Here is a 12,763-nt window from a genome sequence, read left to right as displayed (position 1 = left end):
CACGAGACAAATCCACGGAACCCCGAATCCAGGACACCTTCGCGAAACCGCGACTCTTGCCCTCGTGACCGGATCGAAGCGATCGTTGGCTGGTCGATTCGCCCAAGTCTACCACAAGACCCAAAACGCGGAAGGCGTGCAAAAAGAGGGTAAAAACGGGGCCAAACCCGCCTTTTCCCCATGACGGAGGTGCGCCAAATCGTGTAGAATGGCGAGCCGCGGACAGGTTCGGCGCCTGTCCGAGAACGAGGCCGGAGCCGGAAAGAACGCGGCACGGAGAGATGTTCAGGCAAACCAGCGAGAAGGGTTGAATTCGGACCAATTTTGTACTATTTTAGGGCTGAATTGGGATTGATTCGGTCCCATTTCCACCGAGATCACCTTTCGGTTCACCGATTCCCCTCGCGGCGGTTCCCTTCATGAGCTTCAGTTTGACACGCAAAACCGATTACGCCCTGGTGGCCCTTTCCCGTCTCGCCAAGGAGCGCAAAGGCGAAAACCGACCTCTCAGCGCTCGCCAACTGGCCGACGAATACCAACTGCCCCTTCCCCTTTTGATGAACGTTCTCAAAGAACTCCATCGCGCCGGCATTCTTTCTTCCCGACGCGGTTCCAACGGCGGCTACTCGCTGGTCTCCCTGCCGGAGAACATCAGCCTTCGCCACATCATCGAGGTCTTGGAAGGCCCGGTCAACATCGCCCTTTGCAGCGATTCCGGCCATCAGGAAAACGAGGAGGACTGCCCCTCCTGCACCATCATGAACTGCTGCCCGATCAGCGATCCCATTCAGCGACTCAACGGGATGCTTCAAAACTTTTTGGAAAGAATCAGCCTGGCCGATCTCACAACACTTGAATCCAACTTGGAATCCAATCTCCCGCTCGCGGGACTAGGGGTGCGTGTATGACCACCGTCGCCAACGACATCGAGAATCTCACCAAGAAAGAATACAAATACGGTTTCGTGACCGATATCGAGTCGGATACCTTCCCACCCGGTCTCAACGAGGATGTCGTGCGCGCGATTTCCAAGAAGAAAGAGGAGCCGGAGTGGATGACGGAGTGGCGCCTGAAGGCCTTTCGCCATTGGCAGACGATGGAAGAGCCCCACCATTGGCCCCAATTGAAATACACGCCCACCGATTACCAGTCCATCAGCTACTTTTCCCAGCCCAAAAAGAAAGACGGCCCCAAGAGCCTGGAAGAAGTGGATCCGAAACTGTTGGAAACCTACGAGAAGCTCGGCATCCCGCTGCACGAACGCGCACGCCTGGCCGGCGTCGCCGTCGACGCGGTGTTCGACAGCGTTTCGGTGGTCACCACCTTCAAAGAAACCCTGCAGAAGGCCGGCGTCATTTTCTGCCCGATCTCCGAGGCCCTGCGCGAGTACCCCGACCTTGTGAAGAAATACCTGGGTTCGGTGGTGCCCCAAACGGACAACTTCTTCGCGGCCCTGAACTCGGCCGTGTTCAGCGACGGCTCCTTCGTCTACATTCCCAAGGGCGTGCGCTGCCCCATGGAGCTGAGCACCTATTTCCGAATCAACGAGGCCTCCACCGGCCAATTCGAGCGCACCCTGATCGTGGCCGAAGAGGGCAGCTACGTGAGCTACCTGGAAGGCTGTACGGCACCCATGCGCGACGAAAACCAACTGCACGCGGCGGTGGTGGAACTGGTCGCGATGGACGACGCCAAGATCAAGTACTCCACGGTCCAGAACTGGTATCCCGGCGACGAGGAAGGCCGCGGCGGCATCTACAACTTCGTGACCAAACGGGGCAAATGTGCCGGCCGCAACAGCCACATTTCCTGGACCCAGGTGGAAACCGGATCCGCGGTCACCTGGAAGTACCCCTCCTGCATTCTGCAGGGCGACAATTCCGTCGGTGAATTCTACTCGGTAGCGCTGACCAACAATTATCAACAGGCCGACACCGGCACCAAAATGATCCACCTCGGCAAGAACACCAAGAGCACGATCATTTCGAAGGGGATCTCGGCAGGCCGCGGCCAAAACGCCTACCGCGGCCTGGTCAAGATCATGAAGGGCGCCGAAAACAGCCGCAACTACACCCAGTGCGACTCGTTGCTGATCGGAGATCGCTGCGGCGCCCACACCTTCCCCTACATCGACGTGCGCAACACCAGCTCCTTGGTGGAGCACGAGGCGTCCACCTCGAAAATCGCCGAAGACCAGCTCTTCTACGTCCAGCAGCGCGGCTTGGACATGGAGAACGCGGTTTCCCTGATCGTCAATGGCTTCTGCAAGGATGTGTTCCGCGAACTACCGATGGAGTTCGCGGTCGAAGCGACCAAACTGCTGGCGGTGAGCCTGGAGGGCAGCGTCGGCTAGCGCGGGTTTCCGCCACCGCGCCCCACACGCGGTCGGCGAACATGGCCGATACGCATCGGCAACCCCTTCTTCCCCCATCAAACCGGAAATGTGCGACCAATCGGTCGCCTGCATGGAACGAGGATAACAACATGCTGGAAATTAAAAACCTACACGCTCGTGTCGAAGACAAGACTATTTTGAAGGGACTCAACCTGACCATCAATCCGGGTGAGGTCCACTGCATCATGGGCCCCAACGGTTCGGGCAAGAGCACCCTTTCCCAGGTTCTGGCCGGTCGCGAATCCTTCCAGGTGACGGAAGGCGAGATTCGCTACAAGGGCCGTGACCTGATCGAGCTGGAGCCGCACGAGCGCGCCGGCGAGGGGTTGTTTCTCGCGTTCCAATATCCGGTCGAGATTCCCGGCGTCAGCGGCATGCAGTTCCTGCGCGCCGCCCTCAATGCCCAGCGCAAATACCGCGGCGAAGAGGAACTGGACGCGGCCCAAATGATGAAGCTGTTCCGGGCCAAGGCCGCCGAGGTCAAGATCGACATGGCGTCCCTCAAGCGTTCGGTGAACGAGGGCTTTTCCGGCGGCGAAAAGAAACGCAACGAGATGTTGCAGATGGCGATACTCGAACCGAGCCTGGCCGTTCTCGACGAAGTGGATTCCGGCCTGGACATCGACGCCTTGAAAATCGTTTCCGACGCGGTCAACGCCATGCGTTCGGTCGATCGCTCCTTCCTGCTGATCACCCATTACCAGCGACTCCTCAACCACATCGTGCCGGACTTCATCCACGTCCTCGTCAACGGCCGTATCGTCAAGTCGGGCGGCAAGGAGCTGGCCCTCGAGCTCGAAGAAAAGGGCTACGCCTGGGTGGAAGAACACGCCAACATCACGGTCGGCTGAGCGGCCACGACGAAGACGGCAAGGACGGAAAAACATATGGAAACCCTTGAATTGCAGGATACCTATCAGCAGGACTCTCAGCAGCTCCGGAGCCCATGCGCCACCACCGGCGGCGCATGGCTGAACGAACTGCGTGGGCGAGCGCTGCAACGCTTCGCCGAACTCGGCATCCCGACGGTCAAGCAGGAAGCCTGGCGCTTCACCAACTTGCGGGCTTTGAGTCGCGAGCCCCATCGCCTGGCCGACACCGGCAATTTGGAGATCGACCCCGCCATCCTGGATCGGTGGGCCGTCGACGAGGCCAATAACCATCGCATCGTGCTGGTGGACGGTCGGTTCCGGCAGGACCTCTCCAATCTGGACGGTCTGCCCGACACGGTTCGGTTCACCCATCTCGCCGCCGAATGGGCACGCGATCCCAAGTTCGTCGAAAGTCATTTGGGTCGATACGCACCGTTCGATGGTGACGCTTTGACCGCGCTCAACACGGCGTTTCTCCAGGATGGGGTCGTCATTCGAATTGGTCGCGATTTGCGCCTGACCGAACCACTGCACATCCTTTACTTGAGCTCGGGCCAACAAGCCAAGCGCGTCAGTCATCCGCGAACCCTGATCGTCGCCGAGTCCTTCAGCGAAAGCGTGGTGGTGGAAACCTACCTCGCGGCGGGTGAGGCGGCCTACTGGACCAATGCCGTCACGGAGCTCGTGGTGGAGCCAGGAGCCCGGGTCACCCATTATCTCGCCGAGTTCGAAAACGAACACGCCCACCACATCCACACGTTGGCGGCCGTACTCGATCGGGACAGCTACCTGGAATCGCAGAATATCCTCATGGGTGCCGCGCTGGCGCGCAACAACGTGCGCGTCGCCATGAACGGCGCCGGTGCCGAAGCGCACATCAACGGCTTGTTCCTCGGTCACGGCAACCAACATTTGGACAACGACATCGTGGTCGATCATCGCCAGCCCCATTGTTCCAGCCACCAAAACTTCCGCGGCATTTTGGACGACAAGTCCCACGGCGTGTTCGGCGGCCGCATCGTCGTCCGTGAAGACGCCCAGAAAACCGATTCTTCCCAATCCAACCGCAATTTGTTGCTTTCCGACGACGCCCGCGTCGATACCAAACCCCAATTGGAGATCTACGCCGACGACGTGAAATGTGCCCACGGCGCCACGACCGGCCAACTGGCCGAGGACGCGTTGTTCTACCTTGAGTCGCGTGGCGTCGAACCACGAGACGCTCGCGACATCCTGGTCTATGCCTTCGCTCATGAAATCATCGAACAAATGAAACTGTTACCTTTGCGCAAGCAACTGGAAGCGGTTCTCTTGGATCGCTTTTCCAAAATCAGACAATTGGGTGAATGAGCGGAGCCGCAGCTCGTGAACCTCTTCGACCAGGCCTCGAAAACCACCACAACCCGCAAGTAGTGACATGGAGCGTGTGACGATGACCGGAATCACCAGTGAAAACCTGAAAGGGACGACCTACGACGTGGCTCGAATTCGCGAGGATTTCCCGATCCTGCGTCGCGAAGTGAACGGCCATCCGCTCGTCTACCTGGACAATGCGGCCTCGGCTCAAAAGCCCCAGGTCGTCATCGACACACTCGACGAGTATTACCGCGAGCACAACGCCAACGTTCACCGCGGCCTTCATACACTGAGCGAAGAGGCGACCACCGCCTACGAAGAAGGTCGCGAGGTATCGCGCCGTTTCATCAACGCGGGCTCCCTCGAGGAAGTCATCTTCGTTCGAGGCACGACGGAAGGCATCAACCTGGTGGCACAGTCCTATGGGCGCACCCATCTCCAGCGGGGCGACGAGGTGCTGATCACCTACATGGAGCACCACTCCAACATCGTGCCCTGGCAGATCGTCTGCGAGCAAACCGGTGCGACCCTCAAGGTCTGCCCCATCGACGAGCACGGCCAACTGGTTTGGGAGTCTTTCGAAGCACTGGTCGGCGCTCGCACCAAAATCGTCGCTTTCGCCCATATTTCCAATGCCTTGGGCACGATCAACCCGGTTCGCCGGATGGTGGAGAAAGCCCACGAGGTGGGCGCGGTAACCGTGATCGACGGTGCCCAGGCCGCCCCGCACCTGCGCATCGACGTGCAGGCACTCGATTGCGATTTCTACACTTTCAGCGGACACAAGATGTTCGCCCCCACCGGCGTAGGCGTGTTGTACGGCAAGAAGCACCTGCTCGAGGCGATGCCTCCCTGGCAGGGTGGCGGCGACATGATCAAGACCGTCAGTTTCGAGAGAACCGTCTACAATGCACTGCCCTACAAGTTCGAAGCGGGCACCCCCATCATCGCGGGTGTCATCGGCATGGCCGCGGCGATGCGGTACCTCGAAGAGGTCGGGCTCGACCGGATCGCGGCTTACGAAGCCGAACTGCTGGAATACGGAACCCGACGTCTCCAGGAAATCCCAGGATTGCGCCTCATCGGGACCGCCAGCCAGAAGGCCGGCGTGCTCTCCTTCGTCATGGATGTCGCCCATCCGCACGACATCGGCACCATTCTGAGCCACGAGGGTGTGGCCGTACGCACCGGCCACCACTGCGCCCAGCCGCTGATGGACTTCTTCCAGGTTCCGGCGACGGTACGTGCCTCGCTCGCACTCTACAACGATCGCGATGACCTTGACGCCCTCGTTCGCGGCCTCGAAAAAGTGCGGAGGTTGTTTGCCTGATGTGTGCCGGAACCATAGAACCCCGCCACCTGTACCGAGATTTGATCTTGGACCACGGACGACGGCCGCGCAACCTGGGCCGCCTGCAGCGCCCCAGTCATCGCGCGGAAGGGGACAACCCGGTGTGCGGCGATCGATTGACGCTGTTTTTGCGGCTCGAGGACGAGGTCATTCGGGAAATCGGACTCGAGGTGCGGGCCTGCGCCATCTGCACCGCCTCGGCCTCGATGATGAGCGAGCTCGTCAAGGGCGGGGCCAAGACGGAAGCTCTCGAATGCGCATCGGCCTTCAAGGCTTTGATGGCGGGGCAGGAGCCCGCGACGCACTTGGGCGACCTGCTCTCCCTGAGTGCGGTACGGCAGTTTCCGTCGCGTATCAAATGCGCGGAATTGGCATGGCATGCCCTGGAGGCCGCATTGGCCGGATCGAAGTCGATGGTTACCACTGAGGAGGTTGGGTCATGAGCGAAACCGAACAACAGACCGCGGACGAACTGGTTCCAGGCACGGGCGGTGACGCCGCCCTGCGCCACGAAATCACCGAGGCGCTGCGACAGGTCTTCGACCCCGAGATCCCGGTCAACATTTACGAAATGGGCCTCATCTACCGAGTCGACGTCGAGGAAGAACCGCACGTGAAGGCGGAAGTCCAAATGACGTTGACGACGCCCAACTGCCCCGCAGCTCAGGAATTGCCGATGGATGTGCAACGCAACATCGAAATGATCCCGTCGATCGGCCAGGTCGTGGTGGATATCGTGTGGGATCCCCCCTGGACTCCGGAAATGATGAGCGAAGAGGCCAAATTCGAACTGGGCATGATCTAGCCCTTAGGGCGACGCGCCTTCGGTGTTTTCCAGCGCGCCCTTTGTTCACAAAGCCGGCTAGGCGTTCCGACCCCACCCGAATCGAGTCCCGAAACGGTTCGGAAACGCGGTGCCAGGCCATCGACCCGAACGCCTCGTACAGCGCGGTCGATGCCACGAGCGAGGAAAGATCTATGTTTTTTGGATTCATGCGTAAAAAGCGCCCTGCCCTCGAGAGAGAGACCGTCCTGAAGGCCCTGGCTCGCGTGATCGACCCCGACTTGAACCGCGATATCGTCTCTCTCGGGTTCGTGAAGAACCTGGTCATCAAAGGCGATCGGGCGGCTTTCGACGTGGAATTGACCACGCCGGCCTGCCCGGTCAAGGAACAGCTCAAAGCCCAGTGCGAAGAAGAAGTCAAGGCCGCGGGCGCCAGTCGGGTCGACGTCAACATGACCGCCCGCGTTCGCCCCACGGGCAACGCCAAGCGCCAAATTCCGGGTGTTCGCAACGTCATCGCGGTGACCAGCGGCAAAGGCGGCGTCGGCAAGTCCACGATCAGCATCAACCTGGCCCTGGCCCTGCTCCGACGCGGCGCACGGGTCGGCCTGCTGGACTGCGACATCTTCGGTCCCAGCATTCCCGACCTGGTCGGCATCAACCGCCCCGTACGGGCGTTGGGCGACCAAACCTTCGCACCCCATCAAGCCTACGGCATGAACGTGATGTCGATGGGCTTCCTGCTCGACGGCGATCAGGCGGCCACCATGCGCGGTCCCATGCTGCACCGGTTCGTCCAACAATTCCTGTTCAATGTGGCTTGGGGCGACCTGGACTACCTGGTTCTCGATCTACCGCCAGGCACGGGCGACGTGCAACTCAGCCTGACCCAGGAAACGCCGATTTCGGCCGGCGTCGTGGTGACCACACCCCAGGAGGCCGCGCTACGGGATGCGCGCAAGGGTATCGAAATGTTTCGGCAGGTGAACGTCCCCGTGTTGGGTTTTATCGAGAACATGAGCTACTACAAATGCGGCAAGTGCGACAAGGAACACCACATCTTTCAAAGCGGCGGCGGTCAAAAGCTGGCGGATGAATACGGTCTGCCCCTCCTGGCCCGCATTCCCCTCGACCCCAAGATTAACGAAGACGGCGGCGAGGGCGTTCCGGTGTTGATCCGCGAGAAGGAGGGCGACTACGTGCACGCCTTCGGGAATCTCGCCGGCCGGGTGGCCGCCGAGTTGGGTCGACGCTCGCTGAATGCCGGATGGGCCGTTCCGGGGCCCGCCGCGATCGAGGTATGACATGGCAACGGGATTGACAGGCGTGAAGCATATCGTGGCGATCCATTCGGCCAAAGGCGGCGTCGGCAAATCCACGATCACCTTGAACCTGGCCGTGGCCGCGGCCCAAGCGGGCGCGCGCGTCGGATTGATGGACGTGGACATCTACGGACCCAGCCAGGCGCTGATGGCGGGCACCGATGCACGGCCGACGTACGTGGCAGAGGGAAAGAAACAGGTATTCCCGATCGAGGCTCACGGCATCAAGTTCATTTCGATGGGGAACCTGACAGGCCAGAAGGTTCCGCTCATTTGGCGTGGCGCCATGGTCCACGGCGTGATCCACCAGTTCTGCAACGAGGTGGTCTGGGGCGAGTTGGATTACCTTTTTCTCGACATGCCGCCCGGAACCGGCGACGCCATCCTGACCATCGGTCAATCGATTTCCCTGAGTGGGGCGGTGGTCGTCACGACGCCGCAGGACCTGAGCGTGACCGACACCCGCCGTGGGTTGCAGGCTTTCCAGCAACTGGGCATTCCCGTGTTGGGGATTCTGGAGAACATGAGTTACTTCGTATGCGATGGCTGCGACGACCGGGTCCAGCTCTTCGGAAGCCAAGGCGGCGCCCAATTGGCACAGGATCTGGGCCTCCCCTTACTGGGTCAAATTCCGGTGGAAGGCGACGTGTGCGATGCCGGCGACGCCGGCAACCCGCTGTTGCTGCGCCAGCCCGATGCCCCGGCTGCCAAGGCGATTCGCGCGGCGGCGGAAACGGTGTTGCAGGCGTTGGCGGAGCAAGGACCGATCGCGGCATTCGATTTTACGTGGAACTCCGATCTGTTCGCGGCGCGCCAGGCCCAGCCGCCGCAAGAAGTGGGGGGCCAGGGGTTGCCGGTATCGGCGGTATGGCAGGTGAGCAGCGACGAGTTGGGGATCAAGTGGGCCAAGGATGGTTCGATCAGCGTCCTGCCGGTGCGCAAACTTCGCCAATCCTGCCCCTGCGCGGTGTGCGTGGACGAATACACCGGCGAAAAAAAGCTCCTGGACGACCAGGTCCCCCAGGATATCTCGTTGGCGAAGGTTCATTCCGTCGGACGCTACGCGCTGGCGTTGCATTTCAGTGACGGCCACGACTCGGGCATCTTCCGGTTCGACCGGTTGCGGGCCCTGGCCAGAGAGCGCGAAGCCTCGTTACGAACCTGAACCTCGAAGTTCCCGCATCGTTGTAGGTGACGTCAGCCCAGTAGGTTGGGCCGCTGGCCCGACGCCTCGAAGCGACGCTACCCTCGAGGAAGCGCCATCCCAAAGAGCCCTGCCCATCCTTTCCCTTAACGCCCACCCCCAAGCACCCTCCCTCGTTGTTCCCGCATCCAAAGAGAGAAACCAGGCCTGTAGGTTGGGCCGCTGGCCCGACGCCTCGAAGCCACGCAACCCTCGAGGAAGCGCCATCCCAAAGAGCCCTGCCCATCCTTTCCCTTTACACCCACCCCCAAGCACCCTTCCTCGTTGTTCCCGCATGCAAAGAGAGAAACCTGGCCTGTAGGTTGGGCCGCTGGCCCGACGCCTCGAAGCGACGCTACCCTCGATGCAGCGCCATCCCAAAGAGCCCTGCCCATCCTTTCCCTATACGCCCACACCGAAGCACCCTCCCTCGTTGTTCCCGCATCCAAAGAGAGAAACCAGGCCTGTAGGTTGGGCCGCTGGCCCGACGCCTCCAAGCCACGCTACCCTCGAGGAAGCGCCATCCCAAAGAGCCCTGCCCATCCTTTCCCTTTACGCCCACCCCCAAGCGCCCTTCCTCGTTGTTCCCGCATCCAAAGAGAGAAATCAGGCCTGTAGGTTGGGCCGCTGGCCCGACGCCTCCAAGCAACCCAGCCCACGGTTTTTCAGGAAGCCCAAGAGCGCTGCCTGTTCTTTCGCCGAAGGGCCTCTGCCGAAATGCGTTGCCTCGCAGTTCCCGCAACTTGGGAGAGGCGTCGACGCTTTAGATGGCAGGCCCATCCAGGGCGCCGGGCCCGCATGTCGAAGCGGGCCAAATCAAGAGATCTCCCGATCCCATGGAGCGAAGCCAAGGGCTCCCGGGAAGGGCCTTCGTCGATAGCAATCTGCCTCCCAAATACCTCACCTGGAACCTTGATAATTGAGGATTCCGACAGGTGACCCTTCGGCGAAAGGAATCGGCTACGCTCTTGATCATCATGCCCTAACGGTAGTTGGGTCGCTCCGACATGTCGGCCCAGCGGGCCAACCTACAGGCTTTACGGCCCTCTCACGATGCGGGAACTTTGATTTTACGACTTCGGATTGGGGGTCGTGAGGGAGATTTATAGTGGACCCCGTTGTCTAGACCAAAAGGTGCCAAACTTAAGCTTCGGTGGCGTGGTACACCTCGGAGGGTTTCTGGTTGCCGAGCGATTGATGTGGCCGCTCGTTGTTGTAGTGTTCAAAGTACCTGTGAAGCCCATGGTACAGTTCCAGGCCGTTTTCGTAACTGTGCAGGTAGATGTGCTCGTATTTCACCGAACGCCACAATCGTTCGACAAACACGTTGTCCAGTGCGCGTCCCTTGCCGTCCATGCTGATCTGAACCTCTGCCTCCTGAAGGATTTCGGTGAATTTCGGGCTCGTGAATTGCGCGCCTTGATCGGTGTTGAATATCGAAGGTTTCTTGTTTTGCAGCGCGCGTCTCAGAACCTCGCGGCAAAAGGCTCCATCCAGCGTGTTGGAGATTTCCCAAGCCACCACGTACCGGCTGTACCAGTCGATAATCGCCGTCAGGTACATGTAGCCTCGCCGCATCGGCACATAGGTGATGTCGGTGCTCCAAACGTGGTTGGGATGGGTGATGGTCAGGTCCCGCAGCAAGTAAGGATACACGCGATGGGCCGGGTTGGCCGCGCTGGTGCGGGGCTTGGGATACACGGCCTCCAGGGCCATCAACCGCATGAGCCGTTGAATCCGTTTCCGGTTGACCGCATACCCTCGATCTCGCAGGAAGGCGGCCATGCGTCGGCTGCCGAAGTAGGGGAAATCCAGGTAAATACGATCGATCTCCGACATCAAGACCAGGTTTTCGGGCCTCTCGGGTCGCGGCTCGTAGTAGTACGAGGCTCGCGATAACCCAAGCAAGGCGCACTGCCGGCGAATGCTCAACCGGCGGTGATGGGGTTCGATACACAGCCGTTTCTCCTCAATGCAGGGATTCAGATTTTTTTTTGAGCCAGTCGAGCTCCACCTGGAGACGACCGATTTGTTCGTAAAGCTTGCCGATTTCCGGTGATTCGCCGGCGGGTTTTCGAGGAGCCTTCCCGCTCTCGAACACCTCCGGCAGGGACTCGATCACCTGCTTTTTCCAGCGGTTGATCAGGGTCGGGTGGACCCCGTACTGGGCTGACAGTTCCGAGACCGTTTTGATGCCGCGAATCGCTTCCAAAGCCACCCGGGACTTGAACTTGGGATCGTGATTGTTGCGCTTCCTAGCCAAAACTCGGTTTACCTCTCTCCGGCTCCGCAGTAGCTGTTGGCCGAGGGGGATATAAACGGACGAACGACCATGGTGTTAGGGTGGACCCCTGGCGCACCATGGACATCTTGATGGCGCAGCTTGCTGGGCCGTCAAGGTGTCCCCTGGGGTACGAGGGGTGGGCCCCAACACTATGGTGGAGCGCCCGCTTTATGCTCCCCCTTGGCTCTCTGCCCCGCTGTTTACCCGAGGTCCCACCTTAACGCTTTTGAAGCTTAGCTCCTGGTCTCGATTATGGGGTCCATTATAATTCTGTGCTTCGCTCTTCTGCGCAATTAATTGTCGATGCTTGGATCGCTTCGATTGGTTCACCAAGCTGGTGAACCTACAGACTTTACGTCGCTTACGAGCGGACGGGCTCCTCGGTCGCAGTCCTTTGGCGGAACCTTTGGCTCCGCTCTTTGGCATCGCACTAAGTCGTTACCTGAATCACTCCGACATGTCGGCCCAGCGGGCATACCGCCCGTGACCAACCAACTGCGGGAACGCCTCACTCAGCATGCGGGAACTACCAGGCAACGCACTTCGGCGACAGAACCGATTTCGCTCTTGGGAATCCCGATTAACCGTAGGCTAGGTTGCTTCGATTGGTTGAGTTGGCACCTCCTCCTTGCTGGCCCCTAGACCTTATAGCAGGAGCCACTTCAAAATCAGGTTTCCGACCGTGATCATGATCGAAGCCAGAATGGCGGTGCCGAAGCCCTCGATCTCGAAATCATCGAGGATCTTGTCGGTCAGCCACAACATGACCGCATTGATGACGAAGACGAACAAACCGAAGGTAATCAAAAGAAAGGGCAGGGAAAAGAACGCGAGAACGCGGAACAGCAGCATGTCGATCAGGCTATAGACCACGGCCACCTGAATGGCGGCACCGAATCCTTTCAGGTGAATGCCCGGCGTGATCCGCGCCACGCCGAAAATGACACCGCTCAAAAGCAACATACTCAGGATCATGTTCATCAAACCGGACATATCCGAACCTCCAAAATCGAATTGAGCGCGTCGTGTTTTTTCCGACGATCCGTATCGTCGATCCATGGTGAAAGGGATAGCTTAACCCATTTCCCCCTGCCCGTCCCCACGAGGAAGCACGGTCCTCGAAAAGGAGACCGACGCCTACCGGATGCGGCGACGTCCTCTACACCTCAGGCGAATTCCGAGGAACTCTCGGCCAAATGAGGGGGCGAGGCAAAGA

At 59.9% G+C, this 12,763-nt stretch carries 11 protein-coding genes; 9 read left to right on the top strand and 2 right to left on the bottom strand.

The window, feature by feature from the left end; genetic code table 11:
* The first annotated feature begins 431 nt into the window (after positions 1 to 431).
* The 9 genes from J3U87_RS18915 to J3U87_RS18875 all read left to right on the top strand — a co-directional run bounded on the left by J3U87_RS18915 (position 432) and on the right by J3U87_RS18875 (position 9,245).
* Positions 432 to 908, top strand: a complete 477-nt coding sequence (locus J3U87_RS18915) for an RrF2 family transcriptional regulator (RefSeq protein ID WP_237377341.1) — start codon at positions 432 to 434, stop codon at positions 906 to 908.
* Positions 905 to 2,353 carry a Fe-S cluster assembly protein SufB gene (gene sufB / locus J3U87_RS18910; protein WP_237377340.1) on the top strand — a complete coding sequence of 483 codons (1,449 nt, stop codon included), beginning with the start codon at positions 905 to 907 and terminating at the stop codon, positions 2,351 to 2,353. Before J3U87_RS18915 ends, sufB begins: the two co-directional genes overlap by 4 nt.
* Positions 2,354 to 2,484: 131 nt before the next feature.
* Complete coding sequence (gene sufC / locus J3U87_RS18905) at positions 2,485 to 3,246, top strand: Fe-S cluster assembly ATPase SufC (protein ID WP_237377339.1); 762 nt, start codon at positions 2,485 to 2,487, stop codon at positions 3,244 to 3,246.
* Positions 3,247 to 3,282: 36 nt separating this feature from the next.
* Positions 3,283 to 4,617 carry a Fe-S cluster assembly protein SufD gene (gene sufD, locus J3U87_RS18900; RefSeq protein WP_237377338.1) on the top strand — a complete coding sequence of 445 codons (1,335 nt, stop codon included), beginning with the start codon at positions 3,283 to 3,285 and terminating at the stop codon, positions 4,615 to 4,617.
* A gap of 82 nt (positions 4,618 to 4,699) precedes the next feature.
* On the top strand, positions 4,700 to 5,953 hold the full coding sequence (locus J3U87_RS18895) for a SufS family cysteine desulfurase (protein ID WP_420038214.1): 1,254 nt from the start codon (positions 4,700 to 4,702) through the stop codon (positions 5,951 to 5,953).
* Positions 5,953 to 6,417: a Fe-S cluster assembly sulfur transfer protein SufU gene (gene sufU / locus J3U87_RS18890; RefSeq protein WP_237377337.1), complete on the top strand. Its 465-nt coding sequence runs from the start codon at positions 5,953 to 5,955 to the stop codon at positions 6,415 to 6,417. Before J3U87_RS18895 ends, sufU begins: the two co-directional genes overlap by 1 nt.
* A complete protein-coding gene (locus J3U87_RS18885) occupies positions 6,414 to 6,779 on the top strand; it encodes an iron-sulfur cluster assembly protein (protein WP_237377336.1) in 366 nt (121 codons plus the stop codon). Before sufU ends, J3U87_RS18885 begins: the two co-directional genes overlap by 4 nt.
* 173 nt (positions 6,780 to 6,952) lie before the next feature.
* The gene (locus tag J3U87_RS18880; RefSeq protein ID WP_237377335.1) at positions 6,953 to 8,062 is read left to right on the top strand and encodes an Mrp/NBP35 family ATP-binding protein; all 1,110 of its coding nucleotides are present in this window, start codon (positions 6,953 to 6,955) and stop codon (positions 8,060 to 8,062) included.
* A gap of 22 nt (positions 8,063 to 8,084) precedes the next feature.
* Complete coding sequence (locus J3U87_RS18875) at positions 8,085 to 9,245, top strand: P-loop NTPase (RefSeq protein WP_237377334.1); 1,161 nt, start codon at positions 8,085 to 8,087, stop codon at positions 9,243 to 9,245.
* A 1,161-nt stretch (positions 9,246 to 10,406) separates the two neighbouring features.
* On the opposite strand, the gene J3U87_RS18870 is transcribed toward J3U87_RS18875, so the two are convergent.
* A protein-coding gene (locus J3U87_RS18870) for an IS3 family transposase (protein WP_420038213.1) occupies positions 10,407 to 11,526 on the bottom strand; the annotation gives its coding sequence in 2 pieces (ribosomal slippage) (positions 10,407 to 11,238 and positions 11,237 to 11,526; 1,122 coding nt in all).
* 666 nt (positions 11,527 to 12,192) lie between these two features.
* The gene (locus tag J3U87_RS18865) at positions 12,193 to 12,540 is read right to left on the bottom strand and encodes a phage holin family protein (protein ID WP_237377332.1); all 348 of its coding nucleotides are present in this window, start codon (positions 12,538 to 12,540) and stop codon (positions 12,193 to 12,195) included.
* Positions 12,541 to 12,763 lie beyond the last annotated feature (223 nt).

The sequence above is a fragment of the Sulfidibacter corallicola genome (assembly GCF_017498545.1).
GTDB classification, from domain to species: Bacteria; Acidobacteriota; Holophagae; order Acanthopleuribacterales; family Acanthopleuribacteraceae; genus Sulfidibacter; species Sulfidibacter corallicola.
Note: the sequence above shows the minus strand (reverse complement) of the source record. Positions and strands in the feature narration are given on the sequence as shown.